19 protein-coding genes and 1 tRNA gene are annotated in these 22819 nt (G+C 45.4%); 12 read left to right on the top strand and 8 right to left on the bottom strand.

Features of this window, described 5'->3' with window-relative positions; genetic code table 11:
• The first annotated feature begins 197 nt into the window (after positions 1–197).
• The gene (locus HGH91_RS25735) at positions 198–683 is read left to right on the top strand and encodes a GNAT family N-acetyltransferase (RefSeq protein WP_168741792.1); all 486 of its coding nucleotides are present in this window, start codon (positions 198–200) and stop codon (positions 681–683) included.
• A 67-nt stretch (positions 684–750) separates the two neighbouring features.
• Here the strand turns inward: HGH91_RS25735 and HGH91_RS25730 are convergent, their stop codons facing one another.
• From HGH91_RS25730 to HGH91_RS25715, 4 genes are all read right to left on the bottom strand, one after another.
• Positions 751–1488: a DUF1080 domain-containing protein gene (locus HGH91_RS25730; protein WP_168741790.1), complete on the bottom strand. Its 738-nt coding sequence runs from the start codon at positions 1486–1488 to the stop codon at positions 751–753.
• A 50-nt stretch (positions 1489–1538) separates the two neighbouring features.
• Positions 1539–2849 carry a Gfo/Idh/MocA family protein gene (locus HGH91_RS25725; RefSeq protein ID WP_168741789.1) on the bottom strand — a complete coding sequence of 437 codons (1311 nt, stop codon included), beginning with the start codon at positions 2847–2849 and terminating at the stop codon, positions 1539–1541.
• Between the two features lie 180 nt (positions 2850–3029).
• Entirely contained in the window at positions 3030–4538 is a 1509-nt protein-coding gene (locus HGH91_RS25720; protein WP_168741788.1) for a sigma 54-interacting transcriptional regulator, read from the bottom strand.
• Between the two features lie 26 nt (positions 4539–4564).
• The gene (locus HGH91_RS25715) at positions 4565–5659 is read right to left on the bottom strand and encodes a vWA domain-containing protein (protein ID WP_145670824.1); all 1095 of its coding nucleotides are present in this window, start codon (positions 5657–5659) and stop codon (positions 4565–4567) included.
• Between the two features lie 173 nt (positions 5660–5832).
• Here HGH91_RS25715 and HGH91_RS25710 point away from each other — a divergent pair, with 173 nt between their 5' ends.
• Positions 5833–6678 carry a sugar phosphate isomerase/epimerase family protein gene (locus HGH91_RS25710; RefSeq protein WP_168741787.1) on the top strand — a complete coding sequence of 282 codons (846 nt, stop codon included), beginning with the start codon at positions 5833–5835 and terminating at the stop codon, positions 6676–6678.
• Positions 6679–6818: 140 nt separating this feature from the next.
• Complete coding sequence (locus HGH91_RS25705) at positions 6819–7940, top strand: Fic family protein (RefSeq protein WP_168741786.1); 1122 nt, start codon at positions 6819–6821, stop codon at positions 7938–7940.
• Positions 7941–8008: 68 nt separating this feature from the next.
• Here the strand turns inward: HGH91_RS25705 and HGH91_RS25700 are convergent, their stop codons facing one another.
• From HGH91_RS25700 to HGH91_RS25685, 4 genes are all read right to left on the bottom strand, one after another.
• A complete protein-coding gene (locus HGH91_RS25700; protein WP_168741785.1) occupies positions 8009–11242 on the bottom strand; it encodes a DUF2723 domain-containing protein in 3234 nt (1077 codons plus the stop codon).
• A gap of 183 nt (positions 11243–11425) precedes the next feature.
• The gene (locus HGH91_RS25695) at positions 11426–11719 is read right to left on the bottom strand and encodes a putative quinol monooxygenase (RefSeq protein ID WP_168741784.1); all 294 of its coding nucleotides are present in this window, start codon (positions 11717–11719) and stop codon (positions 11426–11428) included.
• Positions 11716–12543, bottom strand: coding sequence for an S-adenosyl-l-methionine hydroxide adenosyltransferase family protein (locus HGH91_RS25690; RefSeq protein ID WP_168741783.1), 828 nt, complete (start codon positions 12541–12543; stop codon positions 11716–11718). The genes HGH91_RS25695 and HGH91_RS25690 overlap by 4 nt, the downstream gene beginning before the upstream one ends.
• 208 nt (positions 12544–12751) lie before the next feature.
• Complete coding sequence (locus HGH91_RS25685) at positions 12752–13564, bottom strand: SDR family oxidoreductase (RefSeq protein ID WP_168741782.1); 813 nt, start codon at positions 13562–13564, stop codon at positions 12752–12754.
• 191 nt (positions 13565–13755) lie between these two features.
• Here HGH91_RS25685 and HGH91_RS25680 point away from each other — a divergent pair.
• From HGH91_RS25680 to HGH91_RS25640, 9 genes are all read left to right on the top strand, one after another.
• Positions 13756–13828 (top strand) — tRNA-Lys (locus tag HGH91_RS25680).
• A 251-nt stretch (positions 13829–14079) separates the two neighbouring features.
• Positions 14080–15342 carry a site-specific integrase gene (locus HGH91_RS25675; RefSeq protein WP_168741780.1) on the top strand — a complete coding sequence of 421 codons (1263 nt, stop codon included), beginning with the start codon at positions 14080–14082 and terminating at the stop codon, positions 15340–15342.
• Between the two features lie 53 nt (positions 15343–15395).
• Positions 15396–15677, top strand: a complete 282-nt coding sequence (locus HGH91_RS25670) for a hypothetical protein (protein ID WP_168741777.1) — start codon at positions 15396–15398, stop codon at positions 15675–15677.
• 219 nt (positions 15678–15896) lie between these two features.
• Entirely contained in the window at positions 15897–17156 is a 1260-nt protein-coding gene (locus HGH91_RS25665) for a hypothetical protein (protein WP_168741775.1), read from the top strand.
• 159 nt (positions 17157–17315) lie between these two features.
• Entirely contained in the window at positions 17316–17594 is a 279-nt protein-coding gene (locus HGH91_RS25660; protein WP_078668340.1) for a helix-turn-helix domain-containing protein, read from the top strand.
• Positions 17594–18493 carry a hypothetical protein gene (locus tag HGH91_RS25655; RefSeq protein WP_168741773.1) on the top strand — a complete coding sequence of 300 codons (900 nt, stop codon included), beginning with the start codon at positions 17594–17596 and terminating at the stop codon, positions 18491–18493. Before HGH91_RS25660 ends, HGH91_RS25655 begins: the two co-directional genes overlap by 1 nt.
• Complete coding sequence (locus tag HGH91_RS25650) at positions 18414–19097, top strand: hypothetical protein (RefSeq protein WP_211092433.1); 684 nt, start codon at positions 18414–18416, stop codon at positions 19095–19097. The genes HGH91_RS25655 and HGH91_RS25650 overlap by 80 nt, the downstream gene beginning before the upstream one ends.
• A 367-nt stretch (positions 19098–19464) precedes the next feature.
• A complete protein-coding gene (locus HGH91_RS25645) occupies positions 19465–21552 on the top strand; it encodes an ATP-dependent nuclease (RefSeq protein ID WP_168741772.1) in 2088 nt (695 codons plus the stop codon).
• Positions 21534–22697, top strand: a complete 1164-nt coding sequence (locus HGH91_RS25640) for a UvrD-helicase domain-containing protein (protein ID WP_168741770.1) — start codon at positions 21534–21536, stop codon at positions 22695–22697. The genes HGH91_RS25645 and HGH91_RS25640 overlap by 19 nt, the downstream gene beginning before the upstream one ends.
• Positions 22698–22819 lie beyond the last annotated feature (122 nt).

Below are 22819 nucleotides of genomic sequence, written 5' to 3'. Positions count from 1 at the left end.
CATTGAGGGACGATGATTTACAGAAGGCATGATATTTATCCATGATTAAGAAATTACATTACACTGCGTAATTGATCATAAGATGATATAGGGAATACTTCTACTAAAAAGAAAGTTTCCCACGAACAATACAAGCAAGAAGCCTTCTGCATGCAGAAGGCTTCTTGCGTTTTATATACCATTTAAAAGAAGGGGTTATGACAGAGATTATTAAAGTAACCGCCGAAGATACCCAGCACCTGGCCCAGGTGAAGCTACTTTTCCGCGAATATGCCAATTGGTTAAATGTTGACCTAAGTTTTCAGCGATTTGAAGAAGAACTGGCCAGTTTGCCAGGTGTTTATGTAGCGCCCAAGGGAGCGTTGTTTCTCGCGTTGGTAGACGGACAACTGGCGGGTTGTGTAGCGGTGCGGCCGTTTGATAACAGCATTGCAGAAATGAAACGTCTTTTTGTAAAAGATGCCTATAAAGGACATGGCGTAGGTAAACTGCTGGCCAGTGCAGCCATCGAGGAGAGCCGGAAGCTGGGCTACAAGCGTATTTTGCTGGATACCCTGGCACATATGCGCCCGGCCATTGATTTATATACTTCCCTCGGATTTGAACCGATAGCAGCTTATTACGATAATCCTATCAGTGATGCGGTATATTTATCACTGAATATAGAGCCCGTAACGCATTGAGCCGTATAAAACCAGCTTTTGGTAAAGGCGGGATAAACGTCTCTGCCAAAAGCCGGTTATTTTATGTTTATAATGATCTGATCCAGATATTACGGTAGCTTACCGGGTTACCATGATCCTGCAACGCAATGGACTTAGGGCCATGCTTTACATAAGAAGGCTTGCCGATATACTGCGTTGAGCCATCCAGTTCCACATTATTCTGCACCAATACGCCGTTTTGCAATACGGTAGCCCTGGCGGGCGATTTCAACGAGCCGTCTTCATTGAACCGGGGAGCAGTCCAGATCACATCGTAGGTTTGCCATTCGCCCGGCTTTTTACAGGCATTTACCAGCGGAATTCTTTGTTTATAGAAGCTGCCAGCCTGCCCATTGGAGTAGGTGCGGTTGTTGTAGTTGTCCAATACCTGCAGTTCGTAATACTCCTGCATAAAAATACCGCTGTTGCCGCGGCCCTGGCTTTCTCCCTTTACTTCTGCCGGGGTGCGCCATTCGATATGCAGTTGAAAATCTTCAAACTGTTGTTTGGTTTTGATCACGCCGGTGCCTTTTACTACCGTCATGATATCGTTTTTCACTTCCCATTGGGCCGGGCCTCCTTTTTCGGCTTCCCAGTTATCGAGATTTTTGCCATTAAACAGGATAATGGCGTCGGAAGGCGCGGTGAGGACTTCCGTGCCGGGTGTAATTACTTTGGGAACCGGCTCCCATACTTCTGTTTCTTCCGGCTTCATCTGCCCGTTGTTCTGTGCCAGGGCGGTTGCCGAGAGCAGGGTACAGGCGGCGAATAATAAGGTGCGCATACGGTGCTTTTATTTTTTTTAGAGAGATGATCAGGTAAGGTTACTTTCGTTTATACGGTCACGTTAGGCAGTTTGTACCCATTGTGGTAAGCGGCTGCCAGCAGTTTGTTGGCATCGCGGTCGGTAAATTTGCCCTCACTGGCATCCCAGTAGATTTTTTTCCCGGTGCGATAGGCAATGTTGCCCATTTGCGCGGTGGTGGCTACCAGCGCGCCTACCTGTACCGGCGCGTGCAGGTCTGTAAAGTTGCGTGATTTTATCACTTCTATGAAATTGGTAGTATGCATGTCGAGGCCATTGTCCACAGATTTTTGCCTGGGCACGGCTTCCATTTTTCCTTTCTCCGGAATCACTTCCCAACCACCCCGATCTAATACCAGCGTACCGTTGTTGCCGATGAAAGCGATACCATGATCACGCCCGTAAGGGCCGCCATCAATGCCGATAGCCTGTTCCCACTGGATGTTGTAGCCATCGAACTCATATACGGTGGTGAGGGTATCTGGTGTTTCTGCCGCATCATCGGGATAGGCAAATTTACCACCGGCAGCCATAATAGATTTAGGTGCGGCCGATTGCATACCCAGCAGGGCATAATCCAGGAGGTGCACACCCCAGTCGGTCATCAGTCCACCTGCGTAATCCCAGTACCAGCGGAAGTTAAAGTGGAAGCGGTTTTCATTGAAGGGGCGGGTAGTAGCGGGGCCCAGCCAGGCTTTGTAATCTACGCCTGGAGGAGGCGTACCGTCGGGCTTCACAGGGATCGATTTCATCCAGCCCATATAGGCCCAGGCTTTCACCAGGCGTATTTGACCGAGCTTGCCGGAATGTACAAACTCGATGGCGTCTTTAAAGTGCTGTTGACTGCGTTGCCATTGCCCTACCTGTACGGCGCGGTTATATTTTTGCTGGGCAGCCACCATAGAGCGGCATTCAATGATGGAGTTACCCATTGGCTTCTCTACATATACATCTTTGCCAGCGGCACAGGCGTCGATCATTTGCAGGCAATGCCAGTGGTCGGGGGTACCAATTACTACGGCGTCAATGCTTTTGTCTTCCAACAGCTTGCGATAGTCGGAATACGCCTTTACTTTGATGCCTTTTTGCGCCAGTTCTGCTACGCGTTTGTCCAGCACGTTTTGGTCTACATCGCAAAGGGCCACACATTGGGCCGCCGGATTTTTCAGCATGGAGGTGAGGTCCGCCCAGCCCATACCGTTGATGCCGATAGCGGCCACATTGAGCCGGTCGCTCGGCGCTACCGCCGCTTTCAGGGTAGATGGGAGGGCTGCTACCAGTCCGGCACCCGCCATTAACGTGGAGGCGGATTTAATAAAGTTTCTACGGGAATTGTTCATGTAATAAAACGTTTTGTGGAATTGTTAAAATGACAATTAATAATACAAAATAGGAAAAAATGCGAGGATATTCATCTTTCATGATGATTTTGTGAAAAACGGTTGTATGGGGTATCATCCTAAAAAACAGAGAGAAGTCTCTATAAACTTCTCTCTATTAAAAATATAACCAGGTAATATTTATTCTTCCGGTTCTTCCCCGTCGCCATCGCCGCCCAACGCGAAATTCATCATGGTACCGAGCAGGTCGCTGAAGCGGGTTTCATTTTCCACTACTTTCTTGCTGATGAGGGAGTAGGACGATAAGCCATGGAGCACAAATTCCATGAGCAGCAGCGCTTCCTTGTTATTGGCTTTGGGAAAGCGGGCTTTCACCAGTTCCTTGAGTCCTTCTACCCGGGAGAGGGTGGCTTCGTATTGTTTGTCGCTGATATCCTGGAGCAGCTGTACGGCGTTGCCTTTGTCGAACCACTGTATCACGCTGCGGTATGGATTTTCCGCGGGAGCGTTCTGTTTCTTTTTCTTAAAGGAGTCGGGATTGGGAAAATAGGTGGCAAAGAGGGTGCGGATCGATTTATCCAGTAGGTTATGGGCTACTTGTAGCGGGCCTTCCTGCTCTCCTTCATATACCAGTTCTATTTTACCAGTGATAGCCGGGATAATGGCTTGCAGATCCGCAATGCGCACTTGTGTTTCCTTTTCCTTATTGATGATGGCACGGCGTTCCCCGGCACTCACCGCGTTTTCGTAAGCGGCAATAGTGAGACGGGCAGATACTCCGCTTTTCTTGTCTACGTATTCGCTGGTGCGTGCTTCAAAAGATACTTGTTCTATGAGACGTTTCACCATATCGGCAATCTGCACTTTGGCCTGTTGGTCATCGTGTATATCGGCTTCCTGTTCGGTGATCAGCAGGGCGTTTTCGATGGTTTTAGGGTAGTGGGTAATGATCTGGCTTTCGATCCTGTCTTTCAGCGGCGTAACGATAGAGCCACGGTTCGTATAGTCTTCCGGGTTAGCGGTAAATACGAACAGGATATCCAGTGGCATTCTCACTTTAAAGCCCCTGATCTGGATATCGCCTTCCTGTAAAATATTAAAGAGCGATACCTGTATACGGGCCTGCAGATCGGGCAATTCGTTGATCACAAAGATACCGCGGTTAGAGCGGGGAATGATGCCGAAGTGGATTACGCGTTCATCGGCGTAGCTGAGTTTCAGGTTGGCGGCCTTGATCGGGTCGATATCACCCACCAGGTCGGCCACGGAAACATCCGGTGTAGCCAGCTTTTCGCCGTACCTTGCGCTGCTGTGCACCCAGGCGATGGGTGTTTTATCGCCTAGTTCAGCAATCAGGTCAATCGCATAGCGGGACAGTGGATGAAATGGATCATCGTTTACTTCCGAGCCTTCCACGATGGGAATGTATTCATCGAGCAGGTCGGTCATTTGCCGGGCCATCCTGGTTTTCGCCTGTCCGCGTAAACCGAGGAAAAGTATGTTGTGCCTGGATAACAGGGCTCTTTCAGTATCAGGAATTACGGTATCTTCATAGCCTATGATACCGGGGAAGGTGCTTTCCTTATTTTGTAATTTTTTAATCAGGTTACGTCTGATCTCTTCTTTTACGGAAACTGGTTTATAGCCACTTTTTTTGAGCTCGCCTAATGTTTTTATACTGGTATTCATCTGAGATATTTACGAGTGATATATGTTTAATAGAACTTTCTTTTCCCGTTTTCGAAGTCCCGGAAAAGGAATTGTCCCAGTTTATCGGTCCCGGAAAAGAAGGCTTTACCGTTATTGGTTTCTGTAAATTCCTGTACAAACTGTTGCAGCCATGGGTCGGTAGCGACCATGAAAGTAGTGATAGGAATTTTTAATTTTTTGCATTGTGCGGCCAGGTTCAGGGTGCGGTTCAGTATCTTCCTGTCGAGGCCAAAGCTGTTTTTATAATATTGTGACCCGATCTTCAAACAGGTGGGTTTACCATCTGTGATCATGAAGATCTGTTTATTGGGATTGCGCCGCCGGCGCAGCAGGTCCATGGCCAGTTCCAGTCCGGCTACCGTATTGGTGTGGAAGGGGCCTACCTGCAGGTAGGGCAGGTCTTTGATTTCGATCTGCCAGGCGTCGTTCCCAAAAACGATGATATCGAGGGTATCTTTGGGATACCGGGTGGTGATCAGTTCCGCCAGCGCCATGGCCACCTTTTTGGCCGGCGTGATCCTGTCTTCTCCATATAAGATCATGGAGTGGGAAATATCGATCATGAGGGCGGTAGACGTCTGGGTTTTGAAGTCGGTTTCCTTCACTTCCAGGTCGTCCTGCTGAATAGAAAAGCTGTCGATACCGTGATTAATCTGGGCATTCCTGATAGAGGCCGTAATATCCAGCTGATCTACCCCGTCGCCAAATTCAAACGGGCGGGTTTCGGCATTGAGTTCATCGCCCATGCCCGATTTGCGGATATTATGGTTGCCGGTCGCAGATTTTTTGAGTTTACCGAAGATCTCTTCCAGGGCATTTTTACGGATGGTTTGTTCTGCCTTGGAAGTGATTTCTATTTCGCCGCTTTCCTCGTTTTCGCGGATGTACCCTTTGTTTTTCAACTCTTCTATAAAGTCGCCTATACCATACTCCTGGTTGGTGAGTTGGTACTGGTTATCCAGCTCGGTGAGCCATTGCAGTGCTTCTGTCACATCCCCGCTGGTGTAGGTAAGAAGTTGGGTGAAAAGGTCCAGTAGTTTCTGGAAGGGTGTTTTCTTGTTATCGTCCGGGTTGAACCTGGTAAATTGTATTCCTCTCATAGCACGTCTTCTGGATTAAATTTACCACTTTTACGGGAATGAAGAAAGGGGGGAGAGAAAAGTGACCACATGGTAACAATTGCCGGCGATATAGGCCACGGGGTAATTTCTTCTCCGAAAACTTGCATTTTACCTTGAAAGCAATTACTTTCAATCATCAAAAAAATAACTATATGAAAAAACTGAGAAATGCATTGATGCTGGCGGGCGGCCTGGCAGTTGCATTATTTGCAAAATCCGCGGCTGCACAAAGCAGGGCTGATGCATTGGGCTGGAAACTGGGAGCGCAGGCATGGACATTCAATCATTTTACCCTGGCGGAGGCCCTGGATAAGATGGATAGCTGCGGTATCCAGTATGTGGAAGCTTTTCCCGGACAAACCATCGGTGGCGGTATTGAAGGTAAATTTGATTACCATATGTCGCCCGAAAAACAGGAGCAGGTAAAAGCGCTGTTTAAAAAGAAACACAAGGTATTGATGGCTTTTGGCGTAGTAGTGCCTACTTCTGCGGCGGAATGGCGTATGCTGTTTGATTTTGCCAACAGGATGGGTATCCAGAGCATCACTTCTGAACCTAAAGAAGAAGACCTGGACCTGATTTCTTCCCTGTGCGACCAATACCAGATCAAACTGGCTATCCACGACCACCCAAAACCTAGTCATTACTGGAACCCCGACATCGTGCTGGCGGCTATCAAAGGCCGAAGCAAGCTGATGGGCGCTTGCGCTGATATTGGTCACTGGGTACGTTCCGGCCTGGATCCGGTAGAGTGCATCAAGAAGTTGGACGGTCATATTGTAAGCCTGCACTTCAAAGACCTGGATAATAAATCACCTGAATCTCACGACGTAGTATGGGGTAACGGTGTAAGCCAGATGCCTAAAGTACTGGAAACACTGAAAAACCAGAAGTTCAAAGGGCTGTTTTCTGCAGAATATGAATACAACTGGGATAACAACGTACCAGAAGTGAAAGCCAGCGCTGCTTTCTGGAGAACGATGGTGAGCAACCTGTAGTTCCTAACGCTTCGCGAAGATATTGTCCGGAGGTCATGGGTAGTACCATGGCTTCCGGATTTTTGTTTTAGATAGGTGATGCGGAGAAAGACGTGTCTATTCACCGCATGTTTTGCGGAGAATAAATGATATATTGGGGTATGGCACGTTACATACATCAATTAAGGGATTGGCCTCACTTTCAGTGGAATAGAGAACAAGTGTATCGGCTGTTGGTGGCTGTCCGCCACCGCCAGGGCCGGTTGTTGGGGCATATGGAAGCCCTCAGCTCAGCCCTTCAGTCAGAAGCTACGCTTACAAACCTGACGTTGGAGGTGGTAAAGTCCAGTGAAATAGAAGGGGAAGTACTTAACCCTGATCAGGTGCGTTCGTCCATAGCCCGGCAGCTTGGAATAGATATGGCAGGTATGGTACCTGCCGACCGGCACGTAGATGGCGTAGTGGAAATGACGCTCGATGCCACTCAACATTATGACAGCCTACTTACCGCCGACCGGCTATACGGATGGCATGCTGCCATGTTCCCAACAGGGTATAGCGGTATGTACAAAATCTTTATAGGTGGCTGGAGAAACAATCCCAAAGAGGATCCTATGAGGGTGGTTTCTGGCGGGATGGGAAGGGAGAAAGTACATTTCCAGGCGCCTGATGCTGATAAGCTCGATGTTGAAATGACCGGATTTTTAGAATGGTTTAATGCACCGGCAGCAGAAGACCCGGTGATAAAGGCTGCCATCGCGCACTTGTGGTTTGTAACAATCCATCCCTTCGATGATGGCAACGGAAGAATCGCAAGAGCAATAACAGATATGCAGCTGGCCCGCGCTGATGAAAGTGCGCGACGGTTTTATAGCATGTCGGCTCAAATAAGAATAGAAAGAAACAGCTATTATGATATCCTGGAAAGTACGCAACAGGGAACGTTGGATATAACGGATTGGCTGACCTGGTTCCTGCAATGCCTGGATCGTGCGTTAATGTCTACTGACCAAATATTAACTACCGTTATCAGAAAAGCTCACTTCTGGAAAAATCCAGTTACACAAGTGCTCAATAAGCGGCAAATACTGCTGCTGAACAGGCTGCTGGACGGGTTTGAAGGAAAGCTGACTTCTTCCAAATGGGCAAAGATTGCGAAGTGTTCGCAGGATACAGCGCTTCGGGATATTCAGCAATTGCTGGATTTGTCTGTTTTGATAAAAGCAACAGCGGGAGGGCGGAGTGCCAGCTATGAGCTGAATGAGGCTTTGTGGGAGAAATAGTCCTTATATAGAAAGAGGGAGGCCCTCACGCTACAGCGTGAGGGCCTCCCTCTTTCTATATAAAATAATTACTTAGCGGAATCAGGCGCCTTGGTACCGTTGGAATCTTCCTGGGTATTTACCTGGATTAATCCTTCTTTATTTCTCTTAGTACCATTTACACCGAAGTCAGATTTCATTTGGCCTAACCAGGTGATGAACTGCTGCGCATTCTGGCCATCGCGTTGTAAGTCGTTGGTCATTTTGCTGGCAGGGAGGGAAGCGTAGTAGCGTAACTGTTGCTCGCAATCCTTCACCACTTTGGCCGACAGCTCTTCTGCTCTCTTCGCATCGCCAGCCATGTAGTAAGCATAGATGGTTTGGATGGAAGTGTAGTTGTGCATGTTACCTGGCGTGGTCATCGCATAAGGGAAGTTAGTTTCCATGATGTTTTTATCCATGTAACGGAGCACGTTGAGGGCGCTGTCTTTAGATTGGCCTTCCTGTGTCATGGCTACCGACAGTTTAGTGAACGCCTGGCGGAGGTACATGATCATTTTCCTGTTAGGCTCATCGAAGTAGGTACCGCGGGTTTGTGCGCCACCGAATTCGAATTTATGCATCAGGTTATCATACATTACCCCTACGTTAGCGTTGATGTCCATACCCAGCGGGTCTTGTGCGGTTTGCTTAGGCAGTGGCACCAGGTGGTAGGTAAGACCATCTGTTTGCAGGTATTCGTTCAGGCCCAGGTCTGTTGGGCTGGTGAAGTAGATCGGGCGTTTCCAGTTGTTGGTCGCAATGATATCGTATACGGCGAGATCATTTTTCAACAGGAAGTTTTTGCTGATCTTAAACGGCATAGAAGGCAGGACTTTCGCGCTGTCTTTCGCTGCTACTACATGGTTGGCCAGTACGGCTTGTTTATCAACCGGCACATACAGCTGACGGGTAGGCAGGAAGTTTTCGGAGCCGCCATCCTGGGTAGTCACTTTACTGTTTACATCATCACTTCCCATGAAGGTCATGATTTCTTTCAGGTTAAAGGACTTATCGGCCGGAATATTTCCCGGGTCGAAGAAGCGGATGTAGTTGCGGTTTTCGCCTTTGTATTTATCCGGTGTCCAGGACATTTGCACGGCAGGGCTTTGGTTTACCGCTCTGCGCATTTGGTCGATGTACCAGTCTACCCCGAGGAGGCTGAGGTTAATTACCCGGATATCCGGACGGATGCCTTCTACTTCCTGGGCGTACCAGAGCGGGTAAGTATCGTTATCCCCTACGGTAAACAGGATGGCATTGGGCTGACAGGATTCGAGGTAATCTTTGGCTACGTCTCTGGCTACGTATTTGGTAGAGCGGTCGTGGTCATCCCATTCCTGGAAGGCCATCAGCACTGGTACTGCCAGCAGGCACACGGCGGTGGCCAGGGCAGGAGAGAGGGCACTTTTGGTTTTCTTCTTCAGGAAATTATATACAGACAGTACACCCAATCCTATCCAGATGGCGTAAGCGTAGAAAGAGCCTACATAGGCGTAGTCACGTTCACGTGGCTGGTTGCCGGCCTGGTTCAGGTAAATAACGATCGCTAAACCGGTAAAGAAGAACAGCAGGGATACGATCAGGGTATCTTTGCGGTGGTTGTTATATTGATAGAAGAATCCGAGGAGACCCAGGATAAACGGCAGGAAGAACAGGGTGTTGTGTGCCTTGTTGTCCTTGAGGCTATCCGGTATCATGGACTGGTCGCCATAGATCAGGTTATCAATAAATGGAATACCAGAGATCCAGTTTCCATCTCTTACGTTGCCATAGCCCTGGGTATCGTTTTGTTTTCCGGCAAAGTTCCACATGAAGTAGCGGAAGTACATGAAGTTTACCTGGTATTGGAGGAAGAACTTGATGTTATCGCCGAAGCCTGGCTTTTCGCCTTGTTGCAGTCCCAGCCAGGTTTTGTAGTAATCGGCATGGCCCTGGTCGTTGCTGGCATCCCATACACGCGGGAACAGCATCATATCATCGGGTGCATATACCGGGTCCATTTTCTTACCGGCTACTTCGTATTTCTTAGCGCCACGGGCGTAGATGTTACCGCCTTCCTTATATTCAGTAGGACGTGCGGTGAACACCTGGCCATATACCAGTGGGAAATCGCCATATTGTTCACGACCGAGGTAACCTACCAGGGAGATAGGGTTATCTACGTTGTACATATCTACAGACGGATTGGCGGTAGAACGTACCATGGTAGTTACGTAGGTAGAATAACCCAACAGCATAAACAGCACGAACAGGATCGACAGGCGGCTGGCGTGGGTGGTTCTGATAAAGTCGAGCTTTACACCTACCATTTTGAGGAGGTAAGGGATAGCCACGAACAGGGCAGCCAGTACTATTTTAAAGAAGATAGTACCACCGCTCACATCGTTGAAAGCGGGCACCAATATAATGGTAGCGATAACGATCAACGGTGCATAGAGCGCGAATTTCGGCTTACGGTAACCGATGATCAGTATAGCGGTGATTAAAGCGAAGTAGAAGATAAAACCGGAGAAATATCCCATTCCCAGGCTATTTACGAAGAATACATCCATATAACCGGATGCTTTCACGGTGTCCTGGATCAGGTATTTCTGTACGATACCGGTAAGGCCGCAACCGATCACGAAAGCCCAGAAGGTACCCCAGCCGGTTACTTTGTAGCGTCTGAAGTAGTACACCATTACCATGGCGGGGATGGTGAGGAGGTTGAGCAGGTGCACACCGATAGACAGACCGAGCAGGTATCCTATCAATACGATCCAGCGGTCGGAGTAAGGCTCGTCGGCTTCATGCTCCCATTTCAGGATAGCCCAAAATACGATGGCAGTGAAGAAAGAGGACATACCATATACTTCACCTTCCACAGCGGAGAACCAGAATGAATCAGAAAAGGTATAAGCCAACGCACCAACGATACCGGCGCCCATGATGGCGATCATTTTTTCGCGGGAGATTTCTTCCCCGGCTTTCACCATGAGGCGGCGTGCGAAGTGGGTGATGGTCCAGAAGAGGAACAGGATAGTGAAACCACTGGCCAGGGCAGTCATGGTATTTACGCCCAATGCAGCCTGGGAGGGTTTCAGGAACATACTAAACAATCTTCCAAGCAACACGAACAACGGTGCTCCGGGCGGATGGGGGATCTGTACTTTATAAGCACTTGAAATAAACTCGCCGCAGTCCCACAAGCTGCCTGTAGCTTCCATCGTTTTAATGTAAACAAAGCAGGCAATGATGCAAATGACCCAGCCGACCATGTTGTTGGTCCTTTTGAAATTCATAAGGTTGTTTTAAGGTCCGACAAAAATATAAAAAACAGCAAATTATGCTAATCTGGTGAACAGTTTTAACTTTTTGTAAATATCTTTTTAATTGGGAGCCTTTGGCTACTGGTTTTCAGCATCCTGTTTTGCGTTAGCGGGGATATTAAAAATCCATTAGAATCCAGGGGCTTCTGCCCGGAATTACAGGCTGGCGGCCTGGGTAACGGTCCAGGCGGCGGGTTTGGCATTAAAAAGTGGCTTGGTAGCGGCCCAGGTTTCCCGGAAGAGGGGGGACTGCCGGTAGTTTTCAAGTGCGGCTTCGGACTCCCATTGGCTGAAGGTAAAAAAGGTATTCCCGGAGGCGTCATGTTCCCAGAGCTCCAGGTGCAGGCAACCGGGGAAATTCCGGATCTGTTGTTGCTGTTGGGCGAAGAGGGCCCGGAAGGTTGCTACTTTTCCCGGGTCAAATTCCATTTTTACGATACGGTTGATCATTGAAAAATTATTCTTACAGTTTGGTAGTATGACAGTTGCTGGTAGCCGGCGGGCTGGGTCAGCTGTTCCCTCCGGAAGCCCTGGAGGCCAAAGAGGCCGGCGGCATTGCCTTTATTGATAGCAATTTCGAGATAGCCGGCAGCATTGAAAATGGCCAGCTTAGTACCTTCCGGCACATCGGCGTAGGTTTCGCTGATCTGGCTGATCACCTCATCGCGGCGGAAGAAGATGCGGAACTTACGGCCTTTGCATTGCATATCGAATTGCTGGCGGGTGATGTTGACCACCACGTTCTCGAAGCTGTCGATATGAATGATCTGGCCTTCTATAAAGTCGTCCCCCACCAGCGGCTGCAGGTTGTTCTTTACCTGGATCTGCTGGGTGAGTGGTCCCAGTTCACCGAGGGCCTTGCCCCGGCTTAGTTCCCTGGCGGCAGATGCCAGCAGCTGCAAAATGGTAAACGTATTTTTAGGCGCGTCGGGAGGAAGGGGCAATTTGATCACCTTCTCCGGCATACCTCCCACAATCATGGTGAGCAAGCCATTATCGGCGCAACCGATATACTGGCCGTTATGTTCTGCTACCAGCACATGATCGGGTCTTTTATCGAATAAGTTGATTAATACAAAGTGGAAGGTGCCCAGCGGGAAATAGGCGAAGGCGCTTTTACAGATGTAAGTGGCCTGTGGTAAGTTAAAAGGACTGATATGATGGGTGATGTCGGTAACATGACATTCCGGGCAGTATTGCCAGAGTTGCCCTTTGATGGCACCTACCAGGTAATCCTGCATCCCTATGTCTGATGTTAATGTTATGATGGACATGCCCGAAAATCTAAATCCAAATCCCTATGTTCAAAATCCCGTTCTCACCTTTTGTTCATTTCAGAATGGCAAGTTAAATGCGCGCTTTCCTTCCAAAAAAGATGCCACCGGGGTAACGCGAGCTGAACTTAGTGCAAATAACGATAAAAATCCCGAGGCGATCGTATTTTGAACGGAATTTTTTCCCACTAACGTCAACGGCTGTTTGCTACTGTAACGGCGAACCAGGCTCCTTTTTAAAGTGATTAAAAACCAATCCATCCAATACGCCCGGCAGGATCTTACTCAGGAACACCGTAAGCTTTCCCTGGCCTGTCAATACCAGCGTACGTTTGCGCTTAGCAATAGCCTTGGTGATGGCAGCAGCTACCGCCTCCGCACTCATCAGCTTCCCTTCATCCAGCGGTGTTTCACTCTGTGCATTACCCTCTGGATTCAACGCCGTATTACGTATGTTCGACGCCGTAAATCCAGGACATACCCACATCACGTTAACGCCTGTATGTAAATTTTCTGTGCGCAGCGCCTCGAGGAAACCCTGCATCGCAAACTTGGAAGCAGAGTAGCCCGTACGTCCCGGTAACCCCCGGTAGCCTGCAATAGAAGACACACCCACAATAGTACCCTTGTTCGCCAAAATAGAAGGAAACGCAAACTTGGTACAATATACCGTACCCCAGAAATTAATATCCATCAACGATTTCAGCACCTTGATATCCAAGTCACGGAACAGCGCCCGCATAGAAATCCCCGCGTTATTAATCAGCACATCTATCTTACCATACTTCATCTGCGTGGCATCAATAAACGCTTTACAATCGGCTTCCACACTCACATCGGCCACAAAGGTAAACAGCTGCTGGCTGCCAAGTTCCTGGTGCAATGCGTCCAATGCCGCCTGCTTACGGCCACACACCGCTACGATAGCGCCCTGTGCCAGCAGGTCAACGACCAGTGCCTTACCAATTCCTGAAGATCCGCCGGTAATGACTACCGTCTTATTCTGAAAGTACGTATTCATGGGTATAATTTAGCGACACAAAAATAGGTGAGTAACATCAATTTATTATAAGGCATTTACAGAAATGTACTGAACTATTTTGGGGAGTTTGTTGTTATAAGTGTCTGCGGTGGCGGGGTCGCGAATAAATTTGAATAAAAATTTGGCAGGAATAAAAATATTCCTATTTTTGCAACCGCTTAACAGCAAAGGATTCCGTAGCTCAGTTGGTAGAGCAATACACTTTTAATGTATGGGTCCTGGGTTCGAGTCCCAGCGGGATCACTACTAAATCATCAAAGGAAATTAAAGCCGCTTGAATCGTAGGATTTATGCGGCTTTTCTGCTTTTGGTATGAAAAGATAAATCATATCAAACGAATCTGCGAGGATACAAAAAAGGATACAAAAAAAATCTAAGTTTAGTGTATCCTTTTTTCTGGTAGATGCTTATCAGTAAAGGGTTTTAGGACTTGCAAACCGAAACAAAACAAACCAAACAAAACCAAAAATCGGTAACCTAAAACTTATTTGACTATGAAAGTAAGTCAAGATTTATCAATCCTCTTTCATCTCCGGTACGATAACAATAATTCCAGCGGAAAGGCTACTATCTGCGTCCGTATTACTGTTACGGGCTTTCCCCGGGATGGATTTTCACTGGGCTACAAAGTTGATCCCACGAAATTCAACAAAGAAGCCGGCATCTTTATGGGAAAGTCAGCAGAAGCCATTGAGATAAACAACCAGCTGCAACACGTCAGAGGTGAGCTGCTCCGGCACTACAACCTGTTGAAGAAGCAGGGATCAGCCGTTACCCCTACCATGATTAAAAACGCCTATCTGGGTGTTCATCAGGAAAAACGGACACTGTTGGAGGTTGTAGATTTTCACAACGGGAAGTTCAAAGAAAAGGTGGACAAAGGGAAGCGGGAAAACAGCACCTATAAAAAATGGCTCACCACAAAGGATAAGATCACAGCCTTTCTTGCTGGCGTCCTGAAAATGAAAGATATTCCCCTCGAAAGAATTGAGTTTTCCTTCGCAGAAGATTTCTTCGATTATCTCACCCTTACAGAAGGTATCCAGGATAACACTGCTATGAAATACCTGAAGAACACCAAGCAGCTGTTAAAGCTGGCGGTCCAGCGGAAATGGTTACAGTGTAACCCCTTGCAGGATTATGTATGTTCCTATATCAACCCCGAGCGGGATATACTTACCGTGGCAGAACTCAGCACATTGTATCATAAAGAATTCTCCATTCCCCGCCTGCAGGAGGCCAAAGACGCCTATGTGTTTATGACACTCACCGGCTACGCTTATAAAGATGCACAGTTGCTGACACCTGACAGTATCACTAAATACTTCGATGGCGAAGATTGGATTGTGAAAAACAGGGAAAAGACCTGGTGCCGTGAAAACGTTCCTCTGTTACCGTTGGCTAAAGAGATCCTGCGGAAGTACCGCGAACATCCGCATTGTGTTGCTAACAATGTACTGTTACCCATCAAAAGCAATCAGCGTTTTAACGGATACCTCAAGGAAATTGCAGACCTCTGCGGCATAGAGAAGAATCTTACCACCCATACTGCGCGGCATACCTTTGCCACCACGGTAACACTGGCTAACGGCGTACCACTGGAAACCGTGAGCGCCATGCTGGGGCATAAATCCATACGCACTACACAGATATATGCGAAGATTGTAGCCAGTAAGGTAAGCGATGACATGAGGGCGTTAAAGAACAGATTTAACCTTTCATTGCCTGATTCTATGCTGAGTGTAGCAGTGGCTTAATTCCCTGATTATTTACTGATTAATATTTGTTAACCTCTACATTATTGTTTGTTATGGAAACCGAAATACAACAAAATATCTTGTTTTGCATTCATACAGAGCTGGGCAGCTTTCTGCAAAAGTTTAGGATACGGGTTTGTAAAGAATGTAACTGGAGTGAGGCTACATACTATAGAAAAATGCGCTCACCGGGCTTTGCCGGCTATCGAAGAAGAAATTCTTTGTTAAGCAATGCTGAAAAGGAAAAAATCATCAGTATAAGAAAAGAAATAGTCAAAGAGATAATGGAAGAACTGGATAACGAACCAATTTCCTGTCACTGGATTAATTTTTAAAGCAGATAGATTTAACTTATCAAGGCTGGTCGATTGGAAAGCCCGCCAGCTTTGATAAGTATCTGATTAACAATTCGTTAACATCTTCTTGTCGCCCGATACATTTTATTGCAACCCCTGTTGATACTGAGCGTATCACAACCCCGGCCCCGATCATGTGATTTATGAAAGACCATTACGCAACCAAAATTATACTGCGCACATTTTAAAACCACCAATATGCAACAGTATTACCCATTATCCTTTTTTGAAAAATTTATTCACGTTGACCTCCAACAAGCATCGTACAAACGCAAACACCCTGACGAACAATTTTTCACACAAGCCGTTGACGACATTGTTAACGAAAAAAACAACATTCTCGAACGTACCGGAAGGTATCTCTACGATCTGCGTAAAAAGAAGCAGGTAGGGTGGTTTATTCAGCATTGCCAGCAGCACCTGGTTATTTTGATGGAGCTGGTTGCGGCCAACCTGCCGGAAGAGAGCCTACTGGATACTTCCATTTCTACAGCTAAAAAGACCTGGACAGATCTGTACAAAATCATCTATCTCAACCTTGCCGAACTGCTGGCATATCTCGAACGGAAATTCGGGAAGTACCTGGACATTGACTGTAAAGTACCGCCGTCTTACCTATTGACAGCCCAGGCGAAGTTTCAGAAAGACGTGGCGATACTGAAAGACGGTTTTATTTCCTCCGGTGTTGATGAACAGTTACAGCATGTGGTATTCATGCCATTTCTGGAACTCACCAAAAATAACCACACTGCATCCCCGATCAGTTACCAGCAGTTACACTATTTAACGGAGATGAATAAACGATTATTCCAATTGCTGGACGCCAGCGGCGACAAGGCAGATTTTCCCCAAAAACTGCACGAGCTGTTATTGTTTATCAACTTCAACAACATTCACTACTTTGAATATTGGGTAAGCATGATAACGGCGCAACTCAAAGACTATCCTACCATCCGGGAGAAACTGGAACAGCTGATATATCTGCAGAAGAAAATCAGCCAGGCAACCCTGAAGCCTGCATATGTGTTCAACTCCATGCGGCCACCACTTCAAAACAAAATGCAATCATGGCTGGCAGAGGAAATTGTTTACTACAAGGAAATCAGCGTAACATCAGGAGGCGCCCATCTTCCTGATGAACTAAGCCGCTGGAAAGATTTTAAGATTCAGACTATTTTTTCAGTGCCGCAAATTGGCCATATTCTCAAACTACTGTTAGATAACGGCATTTATGTAAATAAAAACAGGGCGGAAGTCCTCGACTTCTTCTCTTACTTCTTCACCTCTGTAAAACAGGATAGTATTTCTCCCAACAGCCTGCGAAATAGTTTCTATAATGATAATGCAGCTGTTTCCCGATCCGTCCGCGAGATCCTGATGCAGTTAGTCAACCGGTCACACAAAGGGCTAAACGTAGCGTTTTACCTGATGGTAGACTGTTTCCTTCAACAATTCTGATTCCTCCATTACACGCTGATTCAAATATTATTAAAATAATTATACTAAAATCTTTCCTTTAGTAATCAATAAGTTACAGGGGGTTGTAAAACCCCTGTAACTATTCTTGCGTCCCTATTAGCTATTCTTTTGCTGCCGTAACAAACAAACCCAAACCTTATGGCAGCAGAAATCCTCACCCGTGAAGATCTGGCGATCTTCAAAACAGAACTGTTCCGGGAACTGCGGGAACTTGTAAACGCTCCCGCCATCCAGCCCCGGAAATGGCTTAAATCCTACGAAGTCCGCGACCTATTGGGTATCTCCCCCGGTACTCTTCAAAACATGCGTATCAATGGTACGCTCTCCTTTACCAAAATCGGCGGCTTAATCTTCTACGAGTACGACGACATCCTGAAACTGATGGAAGGCACCAAGAAACCAGTTAAGCGTTCCTGATGCCGGCACCAGCAGCTCATACTAACTACATCAGACACTTAAATGCTTTCTTCGCACAGGTGCGGAAGGAAACCCGCTTGCAGGCCAATCATGTAAGCCTTTACCTGGCATTGTTTCAGGTCTGGAACTATCATCGTTTCCAGAATCCTTTTCCCATCCTGCGCGAAGAAGTCATGAGTCTTTCCTGCATAGGCTCCCGGAGTACCTATGTACGTTGCTTAAAGCATCTGGACCACTGTCACTATATCATCTACGTACAGGCGCGGCAAGCCTACGCCACCAGCTACGTTTCCATCATCCCATTAGCCGATTTTATTGCCGATCAGCACCCTGAACAGCTGTTTCTGTTCCAGGATGAAAAGACCGGTACCATGCGGCCCAAAAGTGAGCCACATGACCTGCTCAAAACTGGGCCACACATGAGGCCCAATAATGGGCCTGACACGTGGCCTAAAACTGGGTCACATACAGGCCCAAAAGTGGGCCACTTTAATAAACATATAAACAATAGTAAACGGGAGGGAGAAAACAGGCGCCCGCCCCCATCAAAAAAAAATAAAAATGAAACTGAAAACCTCCCGCGCGATCCGGATGCACCCGGCGCGGAAAATTCAGCCGGCGCCGCGCGGATTCTTCCCTCGCTGTCCGAGGTGCAGGAATTCTTTGCCGCCTGCCGGTACCAGGAGGTGGAAGCCGACAAATTCTTCCACCACTACCAGGCCAACGGCTGGCGGCAGGGCGGCAAAACGCTGATCACCGACTGGCAGGCCGCCGCGCACAAATGGATACTCAACATTCACCCACCCAAACCCGAACATCATGACAAACATACCAGATCATCAACCGGGGCAGGAAGGCTCCACACCAATGAAAACAAAAGCTACTCAGAGCCCCTATGACTACTATCAGCTCTTCCAGCAGCTGGAGGAGCATGGAAAGAATATCTACGGTCCCCGGTTTTGGCTCGATGATGTGGACCGGCCGGTGGTGATCAAATTACTAGCTTACTTCCTGCAGGACGAAGCAATAGCTGCTGCGGAAGGGATGGACCTGCATAAAGGGATACTCCTTACCGGTAAGATCGGATGTGGTAAAACCTCACTCATGACGCTTATGAGGGCCCTGGCGCCAGAGTCGTACCGGCCGCATATGGTCTCCTGCCGGCAGATCAGCTTTGAATTCAGCAAAATCGGGTACGATGTTATTAGCCGGTATAGCACCAACGCCTTTTTTCCGTACACCAATGTGCCGCGGGTACATTGCTTTGATGACCTGGGCGTGGAACAGACGGTGAACTATTGGGGGAATAACTGTAACGTAATGGGGGAGGTATTGCTGTCACGGTATGATCTGTTTATCTCCAATAAGATGATCACGCATGTGACCACGAATTTGAATAGCCAAGAGCTGGAAGAGGTATATGGGAATAGGTTGCGGAGTAGGATGCGGGCGATGTTTAACTTACTGGCCTTTAATTTTGACACTAAGGATAAGCGATATTAATTTATTTTGGGAGTATATAGTTAGAATTGCTATATTCGTAATAATTGGAAAGCCTATAAATATGGACCCGTCTATATTTATGGGCTTTTTATTTCCCTTAAAACATTAACCAAAGTTAATTCCTTTGTCATGTTTGTTGATGTCAAGTTGCTATTACCCGATCAATCAAAATTAATAGTTGTAGCCTCAAATGGAGCATTTCGAGATTATACTCTTTCCAGTACTTAGTATTTTCCTTCATGTGAGTTTGTTTCAAAGTATCCAGTACTCTGCTGGTATTGATAGTTAATATAAAAATTTGTCTGAGTATTGCTCTTAAAGGACAAGTTTCAGAAAACGAGGAAGTGATCATAAAATGTAGAATGTCATGCGAATTTCTAAAATAGAGATCGAGAATTTTCGTCTTCTAAAGAACTTCTCTATGGATTTAGAGAATGAACTATCACTGGTGATAGGGAAAAATAATATGGGAAAGACCTCTATACTGTTGGTGCTAGAGAAATTTCTGAATCCTTCTGACGGAAATAGATTTTCGTTTGATGACTTTAATACTGAATACAAGAAAATGATTAAAGTATTGATAGAAGATCCTATTTTAATGACAGAGGAAGACTACAAGCCACTGGGGATAAAAATGAGGTTATTCATCGAGTACAATCAACAAGATAACCTTTCTAATATAAGTCGCCTAATGATGGACTTGAATCCCCTGAATAATGTGATTGTGCTGGGATTTGAATACTCGTTAGAATATCGGAAGTATCATAAAATGAAAGACGATTTTAAAAAATTCCAGACTAGCGAAGAGCAAAAGGTCAAAAAGGACAATAAATACAAGCCAAAGAGTGCATTTGATTTTTTGAAGCATAGACAGGAAGATTTCTTTTCTCTAATTAGGAAGTCCCTAGAATATAATATAGAAACGAAAACTGTTAATGAATCGGTTTTCCTGAACTTAGGAAAGGAGCAGATATCCATCAAGGATGTTATTAACTTTAAATATATTAGCGCAAGAAGAGATGTGACAAACAAAGATGTTGATAAGACGCTTTCAACACAGACTTCGAGGATTTATGAAAAGACGGAATCTCCCGATGAACAGAATAAGGCTGTAGAGGATTTTAAGGACAAGTTAAGCGAGACCGATGATCACTTAAGTGGTATATACAAAACGTTATTCAATGGAATAGTTGAAAAAGTTAGAAACTTTGGCGGAGTTAAGATTAATGAATCTGATATAGAAATAATTTCAACACTACAGCATAGAGAATTGTTGAAGGGTAATACAACAGTTGTTTATAAACATGATGAAGATAGCCGGCTGCCTGAGCATTATAACGGTCTTGGATATATGAATTTGATAAGCATGATCTTTGAAATAGAGATACTTGTACACGAATTCAAAAGAGAAACAGAAAAGATACCTGCGGACATAAATTTGCTTTTCATCGAAGAGCCGGAGGCACATACTCATCCTCAAATGCAATATGTTTTTATTAAAAATATTAAGGCATTGTTATCCGAAGGTATAAAAAGAAATGATGGGATTAAGAGAAAATTGCAGTACATAATTAGTACGCATTCAGCCCATATAGTCGCAGATAGTGATTTTGACGATATTAAGTATCTTACTAGAGAAGCCAGCGGTGTCATCGCCAAAAACTTAAAAGATTTAAGTGAAAGATACAGTAAGAATCCCAAGTACTATCATTTTTTGACCCAATACCTTACAATCAGTAGAGCAGAGATTTTTTTCGCGGAAAAAGCGATATTAATAGAAGGTGATACCGAAAGGATCTTGATACCGACACTCATGAGGAAAATTGATATCGAGGAAAGAGAAAAATTTTCAGGAGAAGGAGAATCGGATAGATATTTGCCACTATTGTCTCAAAATATCTCAATTGTTGAAGTTGGGGCTTACTCTCATGTTTTTGAAGTATTTATCGATTTTCTTGGAATGAAAACGCTTATTATTACGGATTTAGACGCGGTTTGCGAAGATGGGAATTCTTGTGAGGTTTCTAAAGGGAAAGGATATTCAAATGCGTCAATAAGGCATTTTTATGACTCACCTTCTTTGGAAGATTTGACGAATCGAAGTTTTGATAGAAAGTGCTTGAGAAAAGAGTCCGATAAGTGGGTAATAGACAGAAAAGGTAACCTTTGCATCGTTTATCAGGTAGAAGAAGATGGATATAATGCGCGAAGTTTCGAAGATGCTTATATTCATATTAACAAAGGATTTATAAAAGATAATAAGCAAAATTTTGCTGGACTAAAACTTAAGGAACATTTTGACAATGGTAAAAGTGCCTATTTTCTAGCGGAGAACTGCATAAAGAAGAAGACTCATTTTGCGATGGACATTATTTATCAAAGTGACTCGAACTTGTCAAACTGGAAAATCCCCGCATATATTAAAGAAGGTTTATTATGGTTGAAGGAAGATTAGAATTGGAAATGGAGGTGCAGAAAGTATTCGAACTGATCGATGGCGGAAAGAATTTTTTATTAAGTGGTGGAGCGGGAAGCGGAAAAACCTATTCCCTTGTTCAGGTCATACGACAGATCATTGTTGAAAACCCAACTGTGAAGATTGCATGCATGACTTACACTAATGCAGCAGTAAAAGAAATTGAGGACAGGGTAGATCATCCAAATTTAAATGTTTCAACAATTCACGATTTTTTGTGGGATAGTATTAAAAATTTTCAAAAGGAGCTTAGAAAGGCTCTTGTTTTTCTGATTAATAGTGAAGAGATTTCTCAACATTCTATGGATACACCATCCCCGCTTCCTGATAATTATTTTGATACATTTTCCCCAGGAATTCAATATAAAGACTATTTAAGATTGAGAGATGGAATCATTTCGCATGATGAATTGTTGGTTGTATCTTCATATTTATTCAAAAAATATCCCAAGTTATGTGATATAGTAAAGGATAAATATCCTTTTATTCTAATTGACGAATACCAGGATACAAGTCCATCTGTAGTAGAAATATTTCTTACGGATTTCAAAAAAAGCCAAAAGTCAACGGTGGTTGGTTTTTTTGGAGATTCAATGCAAGCTATTTATGATGGTTCAGTTGGTAATTTAGATAGCTATCGAGATGAAGTCTTTGAAGTAAAAAAGAATCAAAATAGAAGAAATCCCAAGAAAGTTATCGAACTAGCAAATAGACTCAGAAAGGACGGGATTGTACAGGAGGCTGGTGCAGACTTGGGAGCTCCAAACTTGGTAAATGGAATTTTAAAGGAAGGAGAAATATTATTCCTTTATTCATCTGAGCCTAGTGTAATTAAAGCAAAAGGTTATTTAGAAGAATATCATAGTTGGAGCTTTAACGGCCTGAATGATACGAAAGAGCTCAACTTAACGCATAATTTGATTGCGGAAAAAGCAGGATTTCGGAAATTAATGGATATCTATGATAAAGATCCCGTTATTGGTTTGAAGGGGGACATATTAAGGAGAATCAGAGATAACGAAAAGAATGGAAAACCAGCTGTTCCCATTGATGATTCTGATACATTTGATATGGTCGTAGATAAATTTAAGCTAGTCAATAAACAAAGACAGCTTAAAATGTAGTGCCCCCAAAAAGTTAGACACTTCTTGGGGGCATTTTTATGGATAAAAGGATAAAATACAGCTTAAAGCAAAAGTTAGCGGCAGTTGTCGCTGTAGAAAAAGGGAATGAATCTATACATTCA

The organism is Chitinophaga eiseniae (assembly GCF_012641265.1).
Taxonomy (GTDB): Bacteria; Bacteroidota; Bacteroidia; order Chitinophagales; family Chitinophagaceae; genus Chitinophaga; species Chitinophaga eiseniae_A.
This window is presented reverse-complemented; position numbering and strand designations above follow the sequence as displayed.